The following is a 22,198-nucleotide window of genomic DNA, read 5'->3' on the forward strand; positions in this document are numbered from 1 at the left end:
GCGCCGCAGGGCCGCGGACGCCCCACCGCGACGGGAACGGGCCCCTCCCCGTATCCCGCTAGGCTCGTCCCATGTCTCGTATCGACGGCCGTACCCCCGAACAGCTCCGCCCCGTCACCATCGAACGCGGGTGGAGCAAGCACGCCGAGGGCTCCGTCCTCATCTCCTTCGGCGACACCAAGGTCTTCTGCACCGCCTCCGTCACCGAAGGCGTCCCGCGCTGGCGCAAGGGCAGCGGCGAAGGCTGGGTCACCGGCGAGTACTCCATGCTCCCGCGCGCCACCAACACCCGCGGCGACCGCGAATCCGTCCGCGGCAAGATCGGCGGCCGCACCCACGAGATCTCCCGCCTCATCGGCCGCTCCCTGCGCGCCGTCATCGACTACAAGGCGCTCGGCGAGAACACCATCGTCCTCGACTGCGACGTCCTCCAGGCCGACGGCGGCACCCGCACCGCCGCCATCACCGGCGCGTACGTCGCCCTCGCCGACGCCGTCGCCTGGGCCCAGACCAAGAAGCTCGTCAAGGCCGGCCGCAAGCCCCTCACCGGCACCGTCGGCGCCGTCTCCGTCGGCATCGTCGACGGCGTCCCCCTCCTCGACCTCTGCTACGAGGAGGACGTCCGCGCCGACACCGACATGAACGTCGTCTGCACCGGCGACGGCCGCTTCGTCGAGGTCCAGGGCACCGCCGAGGCCGAGCCCTTCGACCGCAAGGAGCTCAACGCCCTCCTCGACCTCGCGTCCGGCGGCTGCGCCGAACTCGCCGAGATCCAGCGCAAGGCCCTCGAAGGAACCCTCTGACCCCGCACTGCGTCCTGACGGGCGGGCCTACGGATAAGCTCCGTGCGCCCGTCCGTCGTTCATATGTACGCACCTGGGGGAGGACCCGCCTTGAAGCGCCGTCTCGCACTCGCCGTGGCCACGGCCGCCGCACTCACCACCGTCCTGAGCGGCTGCGGAGCCCTCGACAAAGCAATGGACTGCGTCAAGACCGCCGACGCGATAGCCACCTCGGTGAACAACCTCCAGCAGGCGGTCTCCAACGCCTCGAACGACGCCACCCAGATCGAGGAATCCCTCAACTCCATCTCCACGGAACTGGGCAACCTCAAGAACGCCACGGACAACGCCGACCTCTCCAAGGCGGTCGACGACCTCACCAAGGGCGTCGACACCGTCCGCACCGCCGTCAAGAACGGCGACACCACCCCGGACATCACCCCCATCACCGACGCGGCCACCGAGATCGGCAAGGTCTGCACGCCGGGATAATCGACGGCATGACCCGTCTGATCCTCGCCACCCGCAACGCGGGCAAGATCACCGAACTCCACGCGATCCTCGCCGACGCAGGTCTCGACCTGGAACTCGTCGGCGCGGACGCGTACCCGGAGATCCCCGACGTCAAGGAAACCGGCGTCACCTTCGCCGAGAACGCCCTCCTCAAAGCCCACGCCCTGGCCCAGGCCACCGGCCTGCCGGCCGTCGCCGACGACTCCGGCCTCTGCGTCGACGTCCTCAACGGCGCGCCGGGCATCTTCTCGGCCCGCTGGTCGGGCACGCACGGCGACGACCGCGCGAACCTGAACCTCCTCCTGGCCCAGCTCTCGGACATCGCCGACGAACACCGAGGCGCCCACTTCGCCTGCGCGGCGGCCCTGGCCCTGCCCGACGGCACGGAACGCGTCGTGGAAGGCACGATGCCAGGCACCCTCCGCCACGCCCCCACAGGCACGAACGGCTTCGGCTACGACCCGATCCTCCAGCCGAACGGCCACGAGGTCACCTGCGCGGAACTGACCCCGGCGGAAAAGAACGCCATCAGCCACCGAGGCAAGGCGTTCCGCGCCCTGGTACCGGTGGTGAGGGAACTGCTGGGCTGAAGGTTACGGCGAAGGCCTCACCCAGAAACTTTGGGTGAGGCCTTCGATTTCACGGTGTGTGCGGCCTGAGGGATTCGAACCCTCACGGGATTGCTCCCATCGCGACCTAAACGCGAGGCGTCTGCCGTTCCGCCAAGGCCGCTGGTCGCCTGCCATGGTAGCGGGCAGGCGCCTGGCGTGAGTACGGATGTTGTTACGTCGACTGGCGGCCGCTGCCTCGGCACCACGTTGCGGTCTTCGAGTGGCAGTTGGGGCACAGATAGCGGAGGTTCTCCCGGCGATTGTCGAACCAGTTTCCGTTGATGTGGTCGATCTGCAGTGTGATGGATCCACCTCTCCACGAACCTTCGTTGCCGCACTCAACGCAGCGGTACGGGATACCTACCTCGGTGAGCGCGCGGTGGAGCCGGTCGCGGTTTTCGCGCGACGATCCTTCGGGGCGGACCCGGAATACCGTGTGCGCGAGCGGTTCAGGCCGGGGAACTGGGTCACATCGATTCCGGCTGCTGCGACCCGTCTGCTGATGTGCGAGAGCGTTCCGGTGGCCGGGGGCACGCCGAGCTTCTGCGCGACCTCGCGGAGTGTCGTAGAGGCGGCAACCGCCTCGGCAATGGCGCTGTCTGTGTACTTGCGCCAGGGGCTTCGTTGCTTGAAATGGCTGGTGTCGATGCCGTACTCGGCCACCTTCGACTGCAGTGTGCGGCGTCGGCCCCCGCTCTCGTTGACGCCGAGGCGGCGCATCAGATCCGCCCACCCACTCGCCTCCGCCACAACGGCGGTGAGCCGCTCCTGCGTGTACGCGCTCGTCCCTCCGATCCGGCCACCCGTTCGCGGCCTCGTACGGACTAACGAGCCGAATATCGGACGGTCACGTCATAACGCGTACGAATATCGCGTCCGGAACGCGGAACGGCCCGCACCGCTTCGGTCAGCGGTGCGGGCCGTTCCCGGGCGAAGGTCAGGGCTCAGATGCCCAGGTCCCTGATGATCTTGGCCACGTGGCCCGTCGCCTTCACGTTGTAGAAGGCGTGTTCCACGTTGCCGTCCTCGTCCACGACGACCGTCGAGCGGATCACGCCCGTCACCACCTTGCCGTACAGCTTCTTCTCGCCGAAGGCGCCGTACGCCTCCAGGGTCTCCTTCGACGGGTCGCCGACCAGCGTGACCTTCAGGTTCTCCTTCTCGCGGAACTTCGCCAGCTTCTCCGGCTTGTCCGGCGAGACGCCGATGACGTCGTAGCCCGCCGTCGCCAGCACGTCCAGGTTGTCCGTGAAGTCGCACGCCTGCTTCGTGCAGCCGGGGGTCAGCGCCGCCGGGTAGAAGTAGACGATGACCTTGCGGCCCTTGTGATCTGCGAGGGAGACCTCGTTGCCGTCCGCGTCGGGCAGGGTGAAGGCGGGGGCGGTGTCGCCGGGCTGCAGTCGCTCGCTCATGGCTGGCTCTCCTCGGGATGGTTCGCGTACGCGTACAGAGCCTAATGGGGGGTCTGATACGACCCGAAGGCGGCGGAACTGACAGACTGGCCGTCAACGACCGGATCACGACTACGGAGGCAGCGCGGTGTCGGAGGCCAGGACCCCTGCGCAGATCGAGGCGGACATCGTCCGCCGGCGCGAGCAGCTCGCCGTCACTCTCGACGAGATCGGCATTCGGGTGCACCCCAAGACGATCATCGGGGACGCGAAGGCCAAGGTCGCCTCGACGGTCGACCAGACCGCCGGACGCGCCTTCGTCGCCGTCAACCGGGTCGTCTCGGACGTGAAGGCACGTTTCACCCATGAGGACGGCGCCCCCCGCCTGGAGCGCGTGGTGCCGGCGGCCCTCGTCGCCGTGGCGGTCATCGGGCTGCTCGCCGCGTCCTCCCGCAAGAGCAAGCGATGACCTTTCCAGGGATGACCCCTCCCCGCCCCGGGTGCCGTACCCGGGCAGGTAGGTTCACCCCGTGAGCGAGAACACGCACGACAAGCTGCCCATCCGGATGCTCCACGACCGCGTCCTGGTCCGCACCGACTCCCCGGAGGGGGAGCGGCGCTCCGGCGGCGGCATCCTGATTCCGGCGACCGCAGCCGTCGGCCGGCGCCTGGCCTGGGCCGAGGTGGTCGCGGTCGGTCAGAACGTCCGGACCGTCGAGATCGGCGACCGGGTGCTGTACGACCCCGAGGACCGCGCCGAGGTCGAGGTGCGGGGTGTCGCGTACGTCCTGATGCGGGAGCGCGATCTGCACGCGGTGGCCGCGGACCGGTTCCAGGGGACGACGGACTCGACCGGGCTGTATCTGTAGGAGTCCGTGGGAGTGGTTTCGGCGGAGGGCCCTGGTGACCATGGTCACCAGGGCCCTCCGCCGTTCCTTGCTAGCCTGGAGACACCCGACGAGACGCGCCGTACCGGGATTCCGACAAGACGACGCACCCCTGTTGTTCCGTCTCGCGGAGGTGTTGTCGTCATGGCCTGGGTTCTTCTTGTCGTCGCGGGTCTGCTGGAAGTCGGCTGGTCGATCGGGATGAAGTACACCGACGGCTTCACGCGGCTCTGGCCGAGCGTGTTCACCGGCGCCGGGATCGTCGCCTCCATGCTGCTGCTCTCGCACGCCGCCAAGACGCTGCCGATCGGTACGGCGTACGGCGTGTGGGTGGGCATCGGCGCGGCCGGTGCGGCGGTGCTCGGCATGGTGGTGCTGGGCGAGCCGGCGACCGCCGCCCGGATCTTCTTCGTCTGTCTGCTGCTGGTCGCCGTGGTGGGACTCAAGGCGACCTCGGGTCACTGACCTGGTGCACCGCGAGGGGGCCGGGGGCTGCGTGACGCCGCTCCCGGGCCCGCCTCGCCCAGTTCGTACGATTCCTCGGGAACGTCAGAGGCATCGGGGGCATCCGGCACCGGCGGGACCGGCGGCAGTTCCTCCGCCCCCGGCATCAGCTGGAGGTCGAAGTCCCGCGGTGCCGTTCCCGCCAGTGCCTCGCGGGTGAACTGGGCCCAGATCTCGGCGGGCGCCCCGCCTCCGTTGATCCGGGGCAGTCCGAGGGCGCCGTACAGCGGTTCCTGCCGGCCCGTCTCCGGGTCCTGGCCCATCAGGGCGACGACCGTGGCGAGTTCCGGGGTGTAGCCGGCGAACCAGGCGGCCTTGTCGTCCTCCGCCGTGCCCGTCTTGCCGGCGGCGGGCCGCCCGGCGGCCTGCGCGGCCGTTCCCGTGCCCGTCTCGACGACGCTCCGCAGGATCGACGTCGTCGTGTCGGCGGCCTCGCGGCTCACCGCCTGCCGGGCAGGGCGGGTCGGCACGGCCATCTCCTGGCCGTCCCTGCTGAGGCCCTCGACGAGGGAGTACGTACCGTGCCTGCCGTGCGCGGCGAGGGTCGCGTACGCCGTCGCCATGTCCAGGACGCTCGCCGTGGCGGGGCCGAGTGCGATGGAGGGGGAGGCGGTGAGGTCGGGGGTGGAGCCGGGCAGGCCGAGGGCGACGGCGGTGCGTCGTACGTGCCCGGGGCCGACGTCGACGGCCATCTGGGCGTACACGGCGTTGACCGACAGGTCGGTCGCGGCGCCGACGGCGATCTCGCCGTAACTCTCGTCGTCCTCGTTGGCGGGGTCGTACGGGGTGCCGTTCCAGCCCTCGACCGGGCGCCGGTTGCTTCCGTCGTACACGGTGTACGGGGTGATCGGCTCGCCCTGCTGCGTCTGGGCGCCGCTCTGGACCGCCGCGGTGAAGACGAAGGGCTTGAAGGTGGAGCCGACCTGGTAGTCGCGGCGGGTGGCGTTGTTGACGTACTGCTGGGTGTAGTCGACGCCGCCGTACAGGGCGAGGACCTTGCCGTTCGCCGGGTCGACGGCCGCCGCGCCGACCCGTACGTACCGGTCGGTGGGGGAGCTCGCCGGGTCGAGCCGGGACATGACCCGCTCCTCGACGGCCTGGACGAGCGCGTCCTGCTTGGCGGGTTCGAGGGTGGTGGTGATGCGGAAGCCGCCGCCGGCGAGGGTCTTCTCGTCGACGATCCCGTGCCCGGTCAGGTACTCCTCGACGGCCTGCACGAGGTAGCCGCGCTGGCCGGAGAGGCCGGTCGCGGGGCGGGCGGTCTGGGGGGTGGGGAAGCGGGCGGCGGCACGGTCGGCGCGGGTGAGCCAGCCTTCGGTGACCATGCCGTCGAGGACGTAGTTCCAGCGGGCGACGGCCTTGGCGCGGTTCTCGGGGTGGGTGGTGACGTCGTAGGCGCTGGGGGCCTTGAGGACGGAGGCGAGGTACGCGCCCTCGGCGGTGTCGAGGTCCTCGACGTCCTTGCCGTAGTAGGCGCGGGCGGCGGCCTGGAGGCCGTACGCGTTGCGTCCGAAGTAGCTGGTGTTCAGGTAGCCCTGGAGGATGTCCTCCTTGCTCTTCTCGCGGCCGAGCTTGATCGCGATGAAGAACTCCTTCGCCTTGCGGGTGAGGGTCTGCTCCTGGCCCAGGTAGTAGTTCTTGACGTACTGCTGGGTGATGGTGGAACCGGACTGGCGGCCCTTGCCGGTGACGGTGTTCCAGGCGGCGCGGACCATCGCCTTGGGGTCGACGGCGCGCGAGGCGTGGAAGTCGCGGTCCTCGGCGGCGAGGACGGCCCGCCGGACGGTGAGGGGGACGCGGTCGAGCCGTACGTTCTCGCGGTTGACCTCGCCGTCGCGGGCGAGGGTGCTGCCGTCCCGGTAGAGGTAGACGTTGGACTGGGCGAGGGCGGCGGCGTTGGCGGGCGGGATCTCCACCAGGAGGTAGCCGGCGGCGAAGGCACCGGCGAGCAGCAGGGTGCCGAGGAGCAGGAGCCCGAAGAGGGTGCGCAGGAGGCGGCGGGGACGCCGCTTCGCCTTGCGTGGTGGGGGAGGGGAGAGGGTGGGGTCCCTCGGCTCCCAGCCCGTGGGGCGGGCCGGCCGGGGGGCGTCGGAGTCGCTCGTACCGGAGGAAGGGGGCATGGCACCTCATATTGCCCCCAACCCGACGAAACTCCTGAATGCGACCCGAAGGTGACGGGAAATCCGGTCGCGGGTCGCGGGCTCACCTCGCTAGGGTCGTGCGCTTCGGTGTTTTTCCGTGCTTTACGGACTGGGCGTACGGAAGGAGCGGCATGCTGCGGCTGTACGCGACGGTGGCCGCGGGCGGCTTCCGGCGCCATGCCACCTACCGGGTGGCGACGGCGGCGGGGGTGTTCACCAACACCGTCTTCGGCTTCATCCTGTCGTACACGTACATCGCCCTCTGGGACGAGCGCCCGCAGCTCGGCGGCTACTCGATGGACGACGCCCTCGCGTACGTGTGGATCGGGCAGGCGCTGATCACGGTCTGCGGGATGATGGGCGGAGGCTTCGAGGACGAGCTGATCGAGCGGATCAGGACCGGCGACATCGCGGTCGACCTCTACCGCCCCGCCGACCTCCAGATCTGGTGGTTCTCGGCCAACCTGGGCAGATCCGCCTACCAGTTGCTCGGCCGCGGGATCGCCCCGATGGCGGCCGGCTGGCTCGCCTTCCGCTTCACGCTGCCGGCCGGGCCGGGGTCGTGGCTCGCCTTCATGGTGGCCGTGGCGCTGGGCTCGACGGTCGGATTCGCGATCTGGTACCTGGTGGCGATGAGCGCGTTCTGGCTGATGGACGGTCAGGGCGTGGTGCAGGTGGCCTGGCTGGGCGGCCTGTTCTTCTCGGGGATGCTGCTCCCGCTGAACGTCTTCCCGGGCGCGCTCGGCGAGGTCGCCCGGGTGCTGCCGTGGGCGTCGCTGCTCCAGGTGCCGGCCGATGTGTACCTGGGGACGTACGAGGGCTGGGAGCTCGCCGGGGCGTACGCCTTCCAGGGCGGCTGGGCGCTGGTGCTGCTCGGCGCGGGCCGGGCGGTGCAGGCGGCGGCGACGCGGAAGGTGGTGGTGCAGGGTGGATGAGGCGACACGCACGCGCGTGGGGTCGGGAGGTGGACGCGGTGACGGGCTGGGTCCTGCTCCCGCTCCCGCTCCCGGCCTCCTTGCCGACTCCTGGCGGACGTACCGCATGGTCGCGGGCATGTGGATCCGCTCGACGATGACGTACCGCGCCTCCTTCGCGCTCACGGTCGTCACCAACTTCTGCGTCACCTTCTTCGACTTCGTCGTCATCCTCCTGATGTTTGGTCAGGTGGAGGGTCTCGGCGGTTTCGCGTTCGCGGAGGTGGCCCTCCTGTACGGGACGGCGGGCACGGCGTTCGGGATCGCGGACCTGACGATGGGCTCGCTCCAGCGGATGGGGTCGCGGGTCAGGGACGGCTCGCTCGACACGTTCCTGATGCGGCCGGCGCCGCTGCTCGCGCAGGTGGCGGGGGACAAGTTCGCGCTGCGGAGGTTCGGCCGGGTGACGCAGGGGCTGCTGGTCCTGGTGTGGAGCCTGTGCCTGCTGGACGTGGCGTGGACGCCGGTGAAGCTGGTGCTGCTGCCGGTGACGGTGGTGTCCGGGGCGGTGATCTTCGGCGCCGTGATGGTGCTGGGGGCCTCGGTGCTGTTCTGGATGCAGGACGCGGCGGAGGTGACGAACTCCTTCACGTACGGCGGGAACACCCTCCTCCAGTACCCGCCGACGATCTTCGCGAAGGACCTGGTGCGGGGTGTGGTGTACGTCGTACCGCTCGCGTTCGTGAACTGGCTGCCGGCGCTGTACGTGCTGGACCGGCCGGCTCCGGCGGGGGTGCCGGAGTGGGCGGCGTTCGCGTCGCCGCTGGTGGCGGCGGTGTGCTGCGGGGTGGCGGGGCTGGCGTGGCGGGCCGGGATCCGCGCGTACCGATCGACAGGAAGCTGAGGGCACAGTGTCGTTCATCGAACTGGAGAACCTGGAGAAGGTCTTCACGGTCCGCCGCAAAGCCGGCCTCCTCCGCCGCGAGAGGAAGGAGGTCAGGGCGGTCGACGGCATCAGCTTCGCCGTCGAGCGCGGGGAGATGGTCGGCTACATCGGCCCGAACGGCGCGGGGAAGTCGACGACGATCAAGATGCTGACGGGCATCCTCACCCCCAGCGGCGGCCGGCTGCGGGTCGCGGGCATCGATCCGGCGCGCGAACGCACCCGTCTCGCGCAACGGATCGGGGTGGTCTTCGGCCAGCGGACGACGCTCTGGTGGGACCTGCCGCTGAGGGACTCGTACCGGCTGATGCACCGGATGTACCGCATCCCCGACGCCCGCTTCCGGGAGAACCTGGACCGGTGCGTGGAACTCCTGGAGCTGGCGGAGCTGCTGGAGGTCCCCGTACGGCAGCTGTCGCTGGGGCAGCGGATGCGCGGGGACATCGCGGCGGCGCTCCTCCACGACCCGGAGGTGCTGTACCTCGACGAGCCGACGATCGGCCTCGACGTGGTGTCGAAGGCGAGGGTGAGGGAGTTCCTGAGCCACCTCAACACCACCCAGGGCACGACGGTCCTGCTGACCACCCACGACCTCACGGACATCGAGCAGCTGTGCTCGCGGGTGATGGTGATCGACCACGGGCGGCTGATGTACGACGGCGAGCTGGCGGGCCTGCACGCGGTGGGCGAGAGCGAGCGGCTCCTGGTGGTGGACCTGGAGCGGGAACTGCCGCCGATCGCGGACGTGCAGGGAGCCCGCTTCGTGCGGTCCGAGGGCCCCCGCCAGTGGCTCGCCTTCCCGGCGACGACGTCGGCGGCACCGCTGGTGGCGGCGGTGGCGGCGAAGTATCCCCTGCTCGACCTGTCGGTGCGGGAGCCGGACATCGAGACGGTGATCGCGAAGATGTACGGGGGAACTCGGGACGAGCGCCGGGAGTCCCTGATGTAGGAGGTCAGGCCAATGGTGAGTTTTTCGTACACGGCGGCGGACGAGGAGAAGAGCAGAGGCGTCCGCCGCATGAAGTCGCTGGCGACGTCGCTGCTGCTCGTCGTGGCCGTGATCTACGCCCTGGCGACCTGGGCGGAGAACGCGGGCTGGGGGGCCTGGGCCGGCTATGTCGCGGCGGCGGCGGAGGCCGGCATGGTCGGCGCACTGGCGGACTGGTTCGCGGTGACGGCGCTGTTCCGGCGGCCGCTGGGCCTGCCGATCCCGCACACGGCGATCATCCCGACGAAGAAGGACCAGCTGGGCGCGTCGCTGGGCCATTTCGTGGGCGAGAACTTCCTCTCCCCGGATGTCGTGCGGGGCAGGCTGGCGGCCCTGGGCATCGGGCGCCGCCTCGGCGAGTGGCTGGCGGACCCGGCGCACGCGGACCGGGTGACGGCGGAGGCGTCGACGGCGCTGCGGGGCGCGCTGACCGTCCTGCGCGACTCGGACGTGCAGGCGGTCGTGGGCGAGGCGATCACCCGGCGGGCGGAGGCGGCGGAGATCGCGCCGGGCCTGGGCAAGACGCTGGAGAAGATCGTCTCCGACGGCGCCCACCACCGGGCGGTCGACCTGGTGTGCACCCGGGCCCACGACTGGCTGGTCACCCACGGGGACTCGGTGATGGACGCGGTGCAGGGCGGGGCGCCGGGCTGGACCCCTCGCTTCGTGGACAAGCGCATCGGGGAGCGGGTCTACAAGGAGCTCCTCCGCTTCGTGACGGAGATGCGGGACATGCCGGCGCACCCGGCGCGCGGGGCGATCGACCGCTTCCTCACCGACTTCGCGGCCGACCTCCAGGCGGACACGGACACCCGGGCCCGCGTCGAACGCCTGAAGTCGGACCTGTTGGCCCGCCCGGAGGTCCAGGACATCATCGCCTCGGCCTGGGCCTCGGTCCGCTCCCTGATCATCGCGGCGGCGGAGGACGACCGCAGCCAACTCCGCCTCCGCGCCCGCGCGTCCCTGATCTCCCTGGGCAACCGCCTGTCGACGGACGCCCGCCTCCAGTCGAAGGTGGAGGGCTGGGCGGAGGACGCGGCGGCGTACGTGGTGACGACGTACCGCTACGAGATCACGTCCCTGATCACGGACACGGTGGCGGGCTGGGACGCCACGCAGACCTCGAAGAAGATCGAGGCGAACATCGGCCGCGACCTCCAGTTCATCCGCATCAACGGCACGGTGGTGGGAGCACTGGCGGGCCTGCTGATCTACACGATCAGCCATGGGGTGGGAGGCTGAGGGGCGGGGGGCTGAGGTGCGGGGGCTGCGGGGGCTGAGGGGCGGGGCTCCTACTTCCCGCGGGTGACGGCCCAGGAGGCGGCGGCCATGCCCCCGGCGACGGAGAACACGGCGGGCCAGGCGCCGATCTTCTTGGCGAGCGGGTGGGATCCGGCGAAGGCGGCGACGTAGGCGGCGCCGAGCCCGGCGGCCACCTTGGCCCCACCGACCTGCTGCCACTCCCGGGCGGCGACGGCCCCGGCCCCGGCGAGCACGACCCCACCGAGGGGCCGCTTCTTGGTCCACCGAGCGACGGCGTAACCACCGACGAGTCCGGCGGCGGCTATGGCGGGGGCGGGGATGCGGGGCATGACGGGGCCTTTCGGTTCGACGGGTTCGTCCTCCGAGCCTACGAGGTGCGGTCCGGCGAACGCCCGGCGCACTCCTGACAGAGGACCTCGTCGGCGAGGGGCCGGAACAGCATGGGCTGGATGTGGTCGCCGGAACACTCCCGTGTCCCTTGGAGCCGGACGGAGAGCCGATCACCGGATACGGATACGGATACGGATACGGATACGGGCTGTGTCGGCAGGACGCGGGGCGGCACGTCGCGCAGCAGGTACCGGACGAGCCCGCCGGGCCGGTGTACGGGCGTCCCGGCGCCGGGCAGGCCACGGAGGACGTGCTCGTGGATGTCGGCGGAGGTGTGCTCGGCATCGAGCCAGCGCGCGGCAAGACGGGCGAGCTCGTCGCGCATGCCGGGCGGGATGTGGCGGAGGGCGGGGGAGAGGAGGGGCAGCGCGCCGACGAGGGCGCGGGCTTCGTCGAGGTGGGGGCTGGTAGGCGCCCCATCGACAGCCACGGGTGCAGGCGCAGTCTCTTCGACGACGACGTCGACCGCTTGGGCTGCTTCGAGCGTCCCGGCCGTCCCGGCCGTCCCGACCGTCCGTGCGGTCCCGGCCGGAAGGTTGGAGGTGTCTTCCGGAAGGTCTTTATCTGGATGACCGTCGGTCGACGGGGTGGTCGGCTGACCGGCGGCCGGTTTCAGGGGACTCGGTGCGACCTGCGGGTTTACGAGGCTGGTGCAGGTAGGGACGGGTGTCTGCGCAAGAAGCTTGACGGCCTGGTCGAAGGTCAACGGGACGCTGGAGACAAGCTGTTGGGTCGTCCAGAGCCCCTCAGGCCCCTGGACGCGCCGCTCGTGCACGAACCCCTCGTCCTTGAGCTGCCGCTTGGCGCGGGTGAACGCGCATCCCCCGATCCGGGCACGTTTGGCGGTCCCGGAGAGCGACTCGCGAGCGTCGAGGGGGAGGGAGAGCTGCCAGGTCAGGATCCGAACGGCGTCGGAATTGAGCCGAGGATGCCGAATGATCTCGTGCGAGAACTGACTGAAAGCACGGGAGGGCGAGTTAAAGTGCCGGTAGATCACGGTGGACGCCATTTCCACTAGTGGTTCAGGCCCCCGCCGATGGCTGCGAACCGCCGGCGGGGGCCGTTTTGCGCGAACGTACCGCACTCAACGTGTCTGGATCGGCACGGTGAGTCAACACCGCTCGTGTGGGTGACCTTCAGGTGCGTGCTTCAGCGGCCCGCGGCTCGCGGCGAACGGTCACCGGGCGCGGAGGCTCCACTGACTCCAAGCGGGGCTTATGTGTTGCGGTCTGTCATGCTCAATTCCTTATACAGAAGCATCCGGTGGCGAGCACGAGGCCGCTCGGAGTCGATGTGAGGGGCGTGGCGATGAAGGCGATCGGGCTGATCGGTGGGATGAGTTGGGAGTCGACAGCGGAGTACTACCGGTTGTTGAACGAGTTCACGCGTGACCACCTCGGTGGACTCCACTCGGCACGGTGCGTGCTCTACTCGGTGGACTTCGCGGAGATCGAGCAGCTGCAGGTCCAGGGGCGCTGGACGGAGGCCGGCGAGATCCTTGCTGCGGCTGCTCGGGCTCTTGAGGCAGCAGGCGCAGACATGGTGCTGATCTGTACCAACACCATGCACAAGGTCGCCGACCAGGTCGAGGCGGCGGTTTCCATCCCGTTGCTGCACCTGGCCGACGTCACCGCAGAGGCCGTACGGGCGTCGGGCGTGAGCCGAGTCGGCCTGCTGGGCACCGCGTTCACCATGGAGCAGGAGTTCTATCGAGGCCGACTCGAAGTCGGCGGACTCGATGTACGCATCCCGGACGCCGACGGGCGCGCGTTCGTTCACCGCGTGATCTACGAGGAGCTCTGCCTGGGCATCGTGCGGGAAGAGTCACGCGACGCCTACCAGAAGATCATCGCGGACTTGGTCGCCGACGGCGCGGAAGGCATCATCTTGGGCTGCACGGAGATCGAGCTGCTCATCGATTCCGAGGACAGCCCTGTACCGGTCTTCCCCACGGCAAGACTCCACGCTGCAGCGGCAGTACGCGCAGCGCTATCCGCATCCCACTGACAGCCGACGCGCCCCGCAACAGGCGTCCGGGGGTGCGCGTTTCGGGTGGGCCTCGGGTGCGGCCGCCCTCTTTCCGAGTGTGGCGCCCTCCACCACCGCGTCAAGGGCGCTCCCTTCGGTCGCGTCGCTGCGCGATGGGCTGCGCCCACCCTTGACCCGGCGGCGGAGGCCGCCTTTTCACATTCGGAGGGCGGCCGAGGGCCGGGGCCTACGCAATCCCCCCGGGCAGCGGCCGGGGTGGGGCGGCGTGTGCCGGCCGGTGGGTGGGGGCTTGGCTAGTGGTGGGGGCCGGTGGGGCCCCGCTGGTCTGTCTGAGTGAGTGAGTGAGTGAGTGAGTGGTGAGGCGCTGTTCGGAGAAGTCGGCCTGGCGCGCCACTTCCGACCAGCGGTCATGTGGCGGCGGTCGGCTGTTGGTCAGGGCCGCTTGGGTCCGCGGTGGGGCAGTGTTCGGCTGTAGACGACGCTCGTGGTCGTGCTGCCGAAGCCGGCCAGCTCGTCCATGAGTGTCTCCAGGTGCTCCATGGAGGTCGCGGCCACCTTCAGGGTGTAGCAGTCGTCGCCGGTGGTGCGCAGGCACTCCAGGATTTCGCGGCGTTCGGCGAGGAGGTGGTGCAGTGGCTGGTGGCGGTTGCCGGGGTACTTCAGGCGGACGACTGCGAGCACCGGGTAACCGACCTTGGCCAGGTCCACGTTGGCGTGGTAGCCGGTGATGACGCCCAGCGACTCCAGATTTCGCACCCGCTCGGTGGCGGCCGACGGGCTGAGGCTGACGCGGCGCCCCAGCTCGCTGAGGGAGATGCGGGCCTCCTGCTGCAGTTGCTCGATGATCGCCCAGTCGATGTCGTCGAGGTTCACGGCCATGACGCGATATTACCGGGAGATTCGCTCCAGTCAGCTGAAACCACCGGGAAGTTGTGGTTCCCCGCGGCATGATCGCCGCAATAGCCTCGGGGCATGCAACTTGGTGTCAACGTACCGAACTTCGGGCCGGGGACCGACCCCGGCGTGCTGCGTGAGTGGGCGCGGGTCGTGGCCGGCCTCGGGTTCGACCTGCTGATGGTGTCAGACCATGTAGCTGTCACCCCGGATGTGGCGGAGCGGTATCCGGAGCCGTTCTACGACCCGTTCACCACACTGTCCTGGCTGGCCGGGATCAGCGATGGGGAGCTGCGGCTGGGCACGACCGTGTTGGTGCTGCCGTACCGTCATCCGCTGCTGGCGGCACGGATGGCAAGCAGCCTGCAACGGCTCAGCGGTGGGCGGTTCGTGCTCGGAGTAGGGGTCGGGTGGGCGAGGCAGGAGTTCGACGCGCTCGGGGTGCCGTTCGGCGCGCGGGGCCGGCTGACCGACGAGTACCTGGGGGTGATGCGTCAGGTGTGGAGGGCGGAGGACCAAGCCGCGCCTGCGGTGTGGATCGGCGGGCACAGTGCGGCGGCGATCCGGCGGACGGTCAGGTTCGGCGATGCCTGGCATCCGCTGAGGCTTCCGCTGACGCGGATGCGGTCGGTTCTCGAGGACAACGCGTTGCCGGGCTTCGCGCCACGGATCGCGCTGCGGCTGACCGACGCTCCGGTCGAAGATGCCGAACGGCCGGCCGGCGTCGGCGACGTGCAGCAGATCGTGGGTGATCTGGCGGAGCTTCGCGGACTCGGTGCCCAGACGGTGGTGCTCGATCCCTATGACGGGGACCCTGCTCAGACCCATCGGCCCGAGGCCGCGTGGCGGGCACTCACTGAGGTTGCCGAGCGGTGGAGGATGGCGTCGTGATCACCCCTGCTGACGAGGTGCTGCTGCGGCAGGCCATCGGTATCGCTGCGCGCGCGGTGGAGCTGGGCGACGCGCCGTATGGCTCGCTGCTGGCCGGGCCGGATGGGACGATCCTCGCCGAGGCGCACAACACGGTCCGGCGGGACGACGACATCACGGCCCATCCGGAGTTGAAGCTGGCCCGGTGGGCGGCCCGTGAGCTGGATACGGACACAGCCGCACGCACCACCATGTACACGAGCTGCCAGCCGTGCGGCATGTGCGGCGGCGGCATCGTCCGCTCCGGCATCGGCCGGGTCGTGTACGCGCTCTCCACCGAGCAACTCGTCGAACTCAACCCGGAGTCGGGTGACTGGCCGTCGGTGCCACAGGACGGCCCGGCCCTGCTCGACGAGGCACGCGCCCCCATCAACGCCTACTACGGTCCAAGCCCCTCGACCGGCACTTGACCCGCAGGCCCCCTCATGCGCGTGCCACCTGCTGGGGCCTGGCCTTCTCCAAAGCGGGGAGCGTGTCTTCGTCCAGGGGCGTCGTCACGATCCCTTGGAAGCGTAGGCGAGACGGGTGCGCGCGAAGGGGCAGCCCAGCGGGGCTGGTCAGCAGTTCTGCCTCGGGTGCGGCCGCCCTCTTTCCGAGTGTGGCGGCCTCCACCACCGCGTCAAGGGCGCTCCTTCGTCGCGTCGCTGCGCGATGGCCTTCGGCCACCCTTGACCCGGCGGCGGAGGCCGCCTTTTCACACTCGGAGGGCGGCCGAGGGCCGGGGCCTACGCGGACTGCTGGGGGGTGGTTGCGCGTCGTGGGCGGCGTGGGGCTTGTGGGTGGGGTGCGAGGCCGGGCATCGGCGGGGCGTGTGTTGGCTGTGTGCCTGGGTGGGTGGGGGCTTGGTTCGTTGCTCGGGCCGGTGGGTGAAGTCCGGTGGGTTGGGGGTGCGCGGCAGTTGAATGGGGCGGCCCGGCTTGGCTCAGCGGGTTGCGGCCGGCGGTTGGCTGGGATTCAGGCCCCGCTGGTCCGTGTTCGTGGGTGGTGGGAGCGGTCGGCGTGAGTTTCTTGCACTTTCGTCGCCCGATTAGGGTGATTCGCCCCCAATGGGGGTTAATTCGGGGGCTGTTACTCGGAGAAATGCAGAGTTACTCACGCCCCCACCCACCAGGAGTGACCAGCGGGGCCTGAAGCCCCACCCCGACCGACCTTCCGACGCCAAGCGTCGCCCCGCCGCCCCATCCAACAACCGCGCACCCCCAACCGGCCGACGGAAGCCCATCCCCCTCGGCCGCGAACCAAGCCCCCACCCACCGGCCGGCACACGCACGCGGCGAGCGGCCCCTGCCCGAAGCCCGGCGGTGACCCCGCCCCCTGGACCGCCCTCCGAGAGTGTTTTCGCTCCTGGAGGTGGTGGGTCAAGGGTGGCCGAAGGCCATCGCGCAGCGACGCGACGAAGGAGCGCCCTTGACGCACCACCGGAAGGAGCGACTCTCGGAAAGAGGGCGGTCCCACCCGAGCCCCACACACCCGGCCCACCCTGAGGGCCGGTCGCCTCAGCGTTCGGAGGCGTCTCGCCAGTAGTCCGCGAGCATCTCGCCCGGCCACGTCGGCTGAGTCACGGGCCCATGAGGGAGCATTTCCTGGAACACCGCGACAAGATCGACGACCTGAGTGCCGTCGTCGGCATCGAGATCCACGACGTGCAGGTCGCGCCCGTCGACCTTGAGCAGTCTCGGAAACGACGTAGCGAGCCGGGCTGGACGCCGGTGGTTGTGATGCACGAAGGTGCCGGTCGCCGGCCACGCGGGGTTGTCGCGGGGGCTGCGCGCATGGAGCGCGACATCCTCCGGGGAGCCCAGGTTGAAGAACCACGTGACCTGAAGGTGGGAGAACTGCTCGATGCCCTGCAAGGTCTCCACGGGGAACTCCGGCCGCAGGCGGATGACCGATTCCACGCCACCCTTGAAGTCGTCGAGCCGTCCAGAATGGCCCCCGACGACGTCGGCGATGACCGGCACCTCGATGAACTGTGCAGGCACAGTTAGCCCTTCTTCCTTATAGGCAACGCCAGTTGTGGCGTCCGGCGGCTCCGACGTCGATCAGGTTACTCGTCGGAGTGCTACCCGGGCTCGCTCGTCCACCTCGGCGGCGGCGGGGATTCCGCGATTGCGGAACGGGGACAGGATCGTCCGCATGGTGACGGCCGATTCCCGTGCCCTGCCGGACTGAACGCCGTCCATGGCGTCCAGGGCCCGTGACCACGTCTGGCACGCCGCATCGATATTCCCCTGTCCGGCCTGGACAGAGCCCATGTAACCGAGCGTGACAGCGTGGGTTCGACTGAAGGAGTCCGCCCTACGGAGTCGAACGCTGGCTCGGAAGTGGCGCAGGGCGCCGTCGAGGTCACCCAAGGCCCACAGCGTGCGGGCGGTTTCATGGGCGAGGGACGCTTCCTGGAAGAACCAGACTCGCTGAGGTTCGTCGTCGCCTGCTACGGCCTGGTCGAGGTCGGCCTCGGCTCCATGGATCGCGGCGATGGCGTTGCTCTTCTGGCCGTCCACGGCCAGCGCCCGTGCGCGTACGACGCCGATCAGGGCTCGCTCGCGCGGAGTGGCGTGGGTGTACCTCTTGCGTTCGACGGAGGCGGTGGCGAGGGTCAAGGCCTCCCTGACGTGTCCCAGGTCTATGGCCTGATGGGCCATCGCCCGCAGGATGTGCCCGGCAAGGGGAGCGTCGTCGGCCTCGGCGGCGAGCTTGAGCGCGAGGGTGAAGTAGCGTCGCGCGGACTCGTGCTGGGAGGCGTCGAAGCTCATCCAGCCGGCGACGTACACCGCTTCGGCTGCCGCCGAGTACAGCGACCGACGGGAGTTCTCGCTGCTGAAGACTCCGCTGACGTACCGGGCGACGTCATCGACGATGTACTGGTAGAGGGCAGTTCGACCGTCGACGCCCCCGTGTCGTTGATCGCGGCGGGCGAAGAACTCGGTCATCTCGCGCACGGCCCGCACTTCGGTCTCTCCGACTCTCCGGTTCGGGTCGACCGCGCGGGAGCGCGCCCGCTGAGGGGCTTCGTCCCACCAAGGATCTCGGGGCAGAATCAATCCGCCGACGGAGTAGACGGCGGCGCCGGTGAGGAGTCGGCGGCGTTCGCGGTCCATGCTGTTTCTCCCCAGGTCGACCAGAGTCGTCAGCGTGTCGGTGTCCCACTCGGACACGGCGACCGTATCCGAGGCTCCTGCGAGACCGATGTCCGCGAGCGTGAGGGGACGCCCCAACCGCCGCGACAGAGTTTCACGCAGGATGTCGGCTGCCCGCCCTCGGGGTTGGGTCCCGGCGACCCACATGGCGATGTGTGAGCGCGTGACGGTGAGGAGTTCGTCGACGCCGGCCTCTGCCGCGACCCGTACGACTGCGGCAGCTACCACGGGCTGTGACCAGCCTGCCTCCGCGATCACTGCGGCCAATTCGTCGTTCCTGCGCGCCATGCTGCGCCCCTGTTCACCAGAGAACAATCTTTGACGGGTTTGACGGCATCGGGGCCCGAACGGGGATACCTGCCCATCGCGAATCACGGTTCGCTGAGAGGACACGAAACCACCAACCGACAACGACGGGAGGGCAACTGGTGACTTTCAGCCACGTGGGTGACGAGGAGGGTCGAGAGCCCGTCGGCTCGTCATCTGCGACACCGACTCGTCTCCCTTCACGTCCCCAGCAGGTCACGTGGGCGGGCGAGAGGCCCGTACCTCCCCCAGTCGCATTGATTGACGCTGCGACTGCCAGGTCTCGCCCCACAGGTCACCCCGCCTACTCCCAAACCCTCCCGCGCGAGGCGCGGAGCGCCGGAGTCGCTCGCCGACTGGTTCGAACCGCGCTGACCCTCTGGGGCCTGAACTCTCTGACCGAGGACGCCTCGCTCGTGATCACTGAGCTGGTCTCCAACGCGGTCGACCACAGCCGACTCCCGTCGATCAGAGTGATCGTCTCCCGGCCTTCCGCGAACAGGGTTCGCCTGGGGGTAGTCGACCGCTCCAGGACCCTCCCGATCCTGGACGCGGCCTTGAGTGGCGACGAACTCCGAGGGAGGGGTCTGATCCTGGTCGACACGCTCACGGAGGAATGGGGCACCGAGCTGTACCGATGGGGCAAACAGGTCTGGGCCGAGCTGAAGGAAGTGTCCGCGTGAGGGACGGGAGGCCCTGGGTGGGCGCTCGGAGGCTGGTGTGAACGAAGACGGGTGCATGAAGCGCAGGCCGTGGGAGCTTCCCTTCCTGGCGGAAGCGCGCGAGGTTGCCGCACTCCGCCGCATTATGCGACTCCACTTGAAGCTCTGGGGACTGTCGCGGCAGGTTGAGGCAGCCCGGCTCTGTGTCAGCGAACTGGTCACGAACGTGATCCGCCATGTGGGGGCAGGCACCCCGACATCGTTGCGTCTGTCGATGAATGGCACCTATCTGCGGATCGAGGTGCGAGATCCGGAGTGCCGCGCGCTGCCAACACTGATCACAGGCGTGGACGACGCGGAATCCGGCAGAGGTCTGGCGCTGGTGAGCGGGATCGCGGATCGCTGGGGCGTCATGCTCGGGGATGACCATAAGGTGGCTTGGTGTGAGATCGCGACGGACCTCACCTCTCCCCAGGGCCACATCAGCAGCATGGCTGTCACGAGGGCCGAAGGCATGATTTCCCTCTGCGGTGCCGTCGCTTCTCCCCGAGCGGCCACGGGGAGTCGGCTAGCCACTGCTGTGGCCAAGGATGCTGCGATCGATGTGATCGTGGACCTCATGCACTGGATGGACGCCCACGGATACGACGTCGACGATGTTCTGGACGTGGCCCGAGTGCGCTTTGACGCCGGGCTGTGAGGGCCACGGGGGACGTGACGAGGTTGCGCACTTCCGTGCCTGCGGTGAGATGTTCTGATCTAGATTCTCCGCATGGGGATACGAGACTTGCTCAGCGAGGTCGCGAGCACTTACGACCGCACGGCTGGTTCAAGGCGTGAGGTAAAGGGACAGCAGGTGCTGCGAGCCGTCGCGGGCCGTACTGACCTCGCTCTTCCGCCGGGATTCAGGGCTGAGGGACATGGGGGGCAGACGACGCCGGCGGCGACTCCATGGATCGGCGTCTTCGACGAGCAAGGGATGCGAGATCCCAAGAAGGGCCTGTACCTCGCCTACATCTTCAGCGCCGATCTGAAGAATGTGGCGCTGACCTTGCAGCAGGGGATTACCTGGCTGGAAGACCGGTTGGGGCGAGGCGTTGCACGTGAGGAACACCTTCGTCATCACGCGGCGCGACTCCGGCGGGCCGTGAGGCGCAAGGAGAATCTCGATTGGGCGGACGAACCGAAGCTCAGGGATAAGGCGGCGCGGCCGAGGGCGTACGAGGCGGCTAGCGTGATTGCCAAGGTGTACGACACCGCCGTTTTGCCCAGTGATGTCACGCTGATGGAAGATCTTCTCCTGGGCATCCAATCCCTACGTCGGGCAGAAGAGTTCGATCAGGTCTGGTGGATGAGCAACGACTCTGACGCTCTTGAGCTGGCATACGACCTCAGCGGTCACGTGCGAAAGGTCAGCGATTCAGCCGCCGATTTCGATCCGCTAGCTGAGTTTCATCCGAAAGACAGCGGCGAGTACACGGCGCAGATCAGGGCTCGTCAGCAGGTCAAGCAGCGAAGCCACGAGGATCTCGTCAAGGACTTCGGCCTGTACGTCGCAGGCCGTGGATACACGCCCATCACGCGGGCACAGCATCCCAAGGACCTGGTTCTCCGACACCAGCAGCCCTCGGAGGGGCAGGGGAGCGAGTGGCTTGTCGAGGCGAAGGTCGTCCGCAACGGAAACCCGACGGTAGCGGTGCGCGAAGCGATCGGGCAGCTCTACGAGTACCGACACTTTCTCTATCGAGAGGAGCCGGAGCCCTACCTCGTGGGCCTCTTCTCGGATGAGATCGGCGTCTACGCCCCGTACCTGGAAGAGCAGGGAATCGCCTCGGTCTGGCGGGCCGATGATGGGTGGCACGGTTCCCCCAGGGCGCGAGGCTGGGGGATGACGACGAACTAGGGCCGATTCAGGTCGTAGCGCCCCCGTGACACTCCCCGTACGCAGTCCCCGAGCCGCACCAGCACGCCGAAGACCGCGCCGGCGGCCACGCCGTCGCCCGGCCCCGGGCCGCCAACGTCGTTGCGTACTGGGGGAGCAGGTCCGCGTTTGACGGGTGGGTGGATTCTGAGGCTGCGAAGGCTTCGTAGGAGGGGACCGTCGCGCGGACGATGCCCAGGTTCGGGGTGCCTGCCTGGGCGAGTTCTCTGAGGGAGGCCTCGATGTCTGTCAGGTGGGCGCGGTACGTGGGGTACTCCGCTTCCAGTTCCGGGTACGCCGCCAGCAGCTCGTCCAGCTCCGGTTCCGGCCAGTGCAGGACCGCCACCGGGAACGGGCGGGAGAGCGCCGTGCGGTAGGTGCCCAGTTCCGAGCGGAGGCGGGTGATCTCCGCTTGGAGTTCCGCCGGGTCCGAGGAGCCGAGGGACCAGAGGCGCTTCGGGTCGTGGAGTTCGTCCAGCGGGACGGCCGCCGTGTGCAGGCGGTCCGCCTGGTCGTCCCAGTCGTCGTGCGGCAGGGCCAGCATCCTGCGCACCCGGTGGCGCGTCGCCAGGAGGGACTGGGTGGAGTGGGGGAGTTCCTCCGTCGTGACCAGCAGCGCCGCCGCTTCCGTCAGCGTCTTCTCCGCCGCCTCCAGCTCGTCGTGGGCCTCCAGCGTCTGCGCCGTGATCTCCCAGGGGGCCGCGTCCGTGGGCCGTGCCCTCCGGACGCCCTCGATGATCGCTCGGGCCTCCGCCTCATGGCCGTACTCCCACAGGTTCGCCGCCTTCAGCGCCCTGATCAGGAGCGGGTTCGCCGGCTCCCCGGACAGCAGCGTGTCGTAGAGGGCCGTCGCTGCCTGGCGGTCGCCCGCCAGTTCCAGGTGTGCCGCGGCCTGGAGGTGCAGGGGTTCCCGGTCTCCCGGGTACTGCGCTGCCGTGCGCAGCAGGCGCTCGGCTTCGGTGGTGTGGGCGGCAGGCGTGTCGGGGCGCATGCTCTCCACCGTACTGCTGTACGGGCCTGGAGAGTTGG

Annotated in this window: 26 protein-coding genes, 1 tRNA gene and 1 riboswitch; of the genes, 16 read left to right on the forward strand and 11 right to left on the reverse strand. The window is 69.3% G+C overall.

The features are described from left to right. The first annotated feature begins 71 nt into the window (after window positions 1–71). The 3 genes from rph to rdgB all read left to right on the forward strand — a co-directional run bounded on the left by rph (window position 72) and on the right by rdgB (window position 1,885). Entirely contained in the window at window positions 72–803 is a 732-nt protein-coding gene (gene rph / locus N5875_RS24400) for a ribonuclease PH (RefSeq protein ID WP_015033860.1), read from the forward strand. Window positions 804–866: 63 nt separating this feature from the next. Continuing rightward, a complete protein-coding gene (locus tag N5875_RS24405; protein ID WP_338495969.1) occupies window positions 867–1,274 on the forward strand; it encodes a hypothetical protein in 408 nt (135 codons plus the stop codon). 8 nt (window positions 1,275–1,282) lie between these two features. After that, the gene (rdgB, locus tag N5875_RS24410) at window positions 1,283–1,885 is read left to right on the forward strand and encodes an RdgB/HAM1 family non-canonical purine NTP pyrophosphatase (protein WP_318210014.1); all 603 of its coding nucleotides are present in this window, start codon (window positions 1,283–1,285) and stop codon (window positions 1,883–1,885) included. A gap of 59 nt (window positions 1,886–1,944) precedes the next feature. Here the strand turns inward: rdgB and N5875_RS24415 are convergent. From N5875_RS24415 to bcp, 4 genes are all read right to left on the reverse strand, one after another. Next, window positions 1,945–2,027: transfer RNA gene (locus N5875_RS24415), tRNA-Leu, on the reverse strand. Between the two features lie 51 nt (window positions 2,028–2,078). Further along, a complete protein-coding gene (locus N5875_RS24420) occupies window positions 2,079–2,264 on the reverse strand; it encodes an HNH endonuclease signature motif containing protein (RefSeq protein WP_338499252.1) in 186 nt (61 codons plus the stop codon). A gap of 2 nt (window positions 2,265–2,266) precedes the next feature. Beyond that, on the reverse strand, window positions 2,267–2,569 hold the full coding sequence (locus N5875_RS24425; RefSeq protein ID WP_338499395.1) for a hypothetical protein: 303 nt from the start codon (window positions 2,567–2,569) through the stop codon (window positions 2,267–2,269). A gap of 281 nt (window positions 2,570–2,850) precedes the next feature. Beyond that, window positions 2,851–3,318 (reverse strand): thioredoxin-dependent thiol peroxidase, encoded by a 468-nt coding sequence (gene bcp / locus N5875_RS24430; protein ID WP_318210013.1) that lies wholly within the window; start codon window positions 3,316–3,318, stop codon window positions 2,851–2,853. 127 nt (window positions 3,319–3,445) lie between these two features. Here bcp and N5875_RS24435 point away from each other — a divergent pair, with 127 nt between their 5' ends. The 3 genes from N5875_RS24435 (at window position 3,446) to N5875_RS24445 (ending at window position 4,649) form a co-directional block, all read left to right on the forward strand. Then, a complete protein-coding gene (locus N5875_RS24435; protein WP_318210012.1) occupies window positions 3,446–3,766 on the forward strand; it encodes a DUF3618 domain-containing protein in 321 nt (106 codons plus the stop codon). A gap of 61 nt (window positions 3,767–3,827) precedes the next feature. Then, window positions 3,828–4,166: a co-chaperone GroES gene (locus tag N5875_RS24440; RefSeq protein WP_015033852.1), complete on the forward strand. Its 339-nt coding sequence runs from the start codon at window positions 3,828–3,830 to the stop codon at window positions 4,164–4,166. Between the two features lie 59 nt (window positions 4,167–4,225). After that, a riboswitch (guanidine-III (ykkC-III) riboswitch) is annotated at window positions 4,226–4,295 on the forward strand. Window positions 4,296–4,328: 33 nt separating this feature from the next. Then, window positions 4,329–4,649: a multidrug efflux SMR transporter gene (locus N5875_RS24445; RefSeq protein ID WP_028811654.1), complete on the forward strand. Its 321-nt coding sequence runs from the start codon at window positions 4,329–4,331 to the stop codon at window positions 4,647–4,649. On the opposite strand, the gene N5875_RS24450 is transcribed toward N5875_RS24445, so the two are convergent. After that, on the reverse strand, window positions 4,643–6,808 hold the full coding sequence (locus N5875_RS24450) for a transglycosylase domain-containing protein (protein WP_318210011.1): 2,166 nt from the start codon (window positions 6,806–6,808) through the stop codon (window positions 4,643–4,645). The two genes, N5875_RS24445 and N5875_RS24450, sit on opposite strands and share 7 nt — an antisense overlap. Before the next feature lie 155 nt (window positions 6,809–6,963). Between N5875_RS24450 and N5875_RS24455 the strand changes: the two genes are divergently transcribed. The 4 genes from N5875_RS24455 (at window position 6,964) to N5875_RS24470 (ending at window position 10,916) form a co-directional block, all read left to right on the forward strand. After that, complete coding sequence (locus N5875_RS24455) at window positions 6,964–7,764, forward strand: ABC-2 family transporter protein (protein WP_318210197.1); 801 nt, start codon at window positions 6,964–6,966, stop codon at window positions 7,762–7,764. Between the two features lie 106 nt (window positions 7,765–7,870). Beyond that, complete coding sequence (locus N5875_RS24460; protein ID WP_318210010.1) at window positions 7,871–8,647, forward strand: ABC transporter permease; 777 nt, start codon at window positions 7,871–7,873, stop codon at window positions 8,645–8,647. Window positions 8,648–8,654: 7 nt separating this feature from the next. Further along, on the forward strand, window positions 8,655–9,635 hold the full coding sequence (locus N5875_RS24465) for an ATP-binding cassette domain-containing protein (RefSeq protein ID WP_338495981.1): 981 nt from the start codon (window positions 8,655–8,657) through the stop codon (window positions 9,633–9,635). Window positions 9,636–9,647: 12 nt separating this feature from the next. Then, on the forward strand, window positions 9,648–10,916 hold the full coding sequence (locus N5875_RS24470; protein ID WP_338495982.1) for a DUF445 domain-containing protein: 1,269 nt from the start codon (window positions 9,648–9,650) through the stop codon (window positions 10,914–10,916). 50 nt (window positions 10,917–10,966) lie between these two features. Here the strand turns inward: N5875_RS24470 and N5875_RS24475 are convergent, their stop codons facing one another. Then, window positions 10,967–11,266 (reverse strand): hypothetical protein, encoded by a 300-nt coding sequence (locus N5875_RS24475; protein ID WP_318210007.1) that lies wholly within the window; start codon window positions 11,264–11,266, stop codon window positions 10,967–10,969. A gap of 38 nt (window positions 11,267–11,304) precedes the next feature. Further along, window positions 11,305–12,336, reverse strand: coding sequence for a hypothetical protein (locus N5875_RS24480; protein ID WP_338495984.1), 1,032 nt, complete (start codon window positions 12,334–12,336; stop codon window positions 11,305–11,307). Between the two features lie 299 nt (window positions 12,337–12,635). Between N5875_RS24480 and N5875_RS24485 the strand changes: the two genes are divergently transcribed. After that, entirely contained in the window at window positions 12,636–13,334 is a 699-nt protein-coding gene (locus N5875_RS24485) for an aspartate/glutamate racemase family protein (protein WP_338499253.1), read from the forward strand. Window positions 13,335–13,748: 414 nt separating this feature from the next. Here the strand turns inward: N5875_RS24485 and N5875_RS24490 are convergent, their stop codons facing one another. Next, window positions 13,749–14,195 (reverse strand): Lrp/AsnC family transcriptional regulator, encoded by a 447-nt coding sequence (locus N5875_RS24490; RefSeq protein ID WP_338495985.1) that lies wholly within the window; start codon window positions 14,193–14,195, stop codon window positions 13,749–13,751. 93 nt (window positions 14,196–14,288) lie between these two features. Here N5875_RS24490 and N5875_RS24495 point away from each other — a divergent pair, with 93 nt between their 5' ends. Together N5875_RS24495 and N5875_RS24500 are read left to right on the forward strand one after the other, a co-directional pair. Then, window positions 14,289–15,101: an LLM class flavin-dependent oxidoreductase gene (locus N5875_RS24495; RefSeq protein ID WP_338495986.1), complete on the forward strand. Its 813-nt coding sequence runs from the start codon at window positions 14,289–14,291 to the stop codon at window positions 15,099–15,101. Then, window positions 15,098–15,550 carry a nucleoside deaminase gene (locus N5875_RS24500; protein ID WP_338495987.1) on the forward strand — a complete coding sequence of 151 codons (453 nt, stop codon included), beginning with the start codon at window positions 15,098–15,100 and terminating at the stop codon, window positions 15,548–15,550. Before N5875_RS24495 ends, N5875_RS24500 begins: the two co-directional genes overlap by 4 nt. A 1,086-nt stretch (window positions 15,551–16,636) precedes the next feature. On the opposite strand, the gene N5875_RS24505 is transcribed toward N5875_RS24500, so the two are convergent. Both N5875_RS24505 and N5875_RS24510 read right to left on the reverse strand, forming a co-directional pair. Beyond that, complete coding sequence (locus N5875_RS24505; RefSeq protein ID WP_338495988.1) at window positions 16,637–17,122, reverse strand: TrmO family methyltransferase; 486 nt, start codon at window positions 17,120–17,122, stop codon at window positions 16,637–16,639. 60 nt (window positions 17,123–17,182) lie between these two features. Continuing rightward, complete coding sequence (locus N5875_RS24510) at window positions 17,183–18,568, reverse strand: Tat pathway signal protein (RefSeq protein WP_338495989.1); 1,386 nt, start codon at window positions 18,566–18,568, stop codon at window positions 17,183–17,185. A 434-nt stretch (window positions 18,569–19,002) separates the two neighbouring features. On the opposite strand from N5875_RS24510, the gene N5875_RS24515 reads away from it, so the two are divergent. The 3 genes from N5875_RS24515 to N5875_RS24525 all read left to right on the forward strand — a co-directional run bounded on the left by N5875_RS24515 (window position 19,003) and on the right by N5875_RS24525 (window position 21,151). Beyond that, entirely contained in the window at window positions 19,003–19,269 is a 267-nt protein-coding gene (locus tag N5875_RS24515; RefSeq protein ID WP_338495991.1) for an ATP-binding protein, read from the forward strand. Window positions 19,270–19,306: 37 nt separating this feature from the next. Then, window positions 19,307–19,948: an ATP-binding protein gene (locus N5875_RS24520; RefSeq protein WP_338495993.1), complete on the forward strand. Its 642-nt coding sequence runs from the start codon at window positions 19,307–19,309 to the stop codon at window positions 19,946–19,948. Between the two features lie 72 nt (window positions 19,949–20,020). Beyond that, window positions 20,021–21,151: a DUF3578 domain-containing protein gene (locus N5875_RS24525; protein WP_338495994.1), complete on the forward strand. Its 1,131-nt coding sequence runs from the start codon at window positions 20,021–20,023 to the stop codon at window positions 21,149–21,151. Window positions 21,152–21,158: 7 nt separating this feature from the next. Here the strand turns inward: N5875_RS24525 and N5875_RS24530 are convergent, their stop codons facing one another. Next, a complete protein-coding gene (locus N5875_RS24530) occupies window positions 21,159–22,160 on the reverse strand; it encodes an SEC-C domain-containing protein (protein WP_338495996.1) in 1,002 nt (333 codons plus the stop codon). Window positions 22,161–22,198: the final 38 nt, after the last annotated feature.

Source organism: Streptomyces sp. SJL17-4 (assembly GCF_036826855.1).
Lineage (GTDB): Bacteria > Actinomycetota > Actinomycetes > Streptomycetales > Streptomycetaceae > Streptomyces.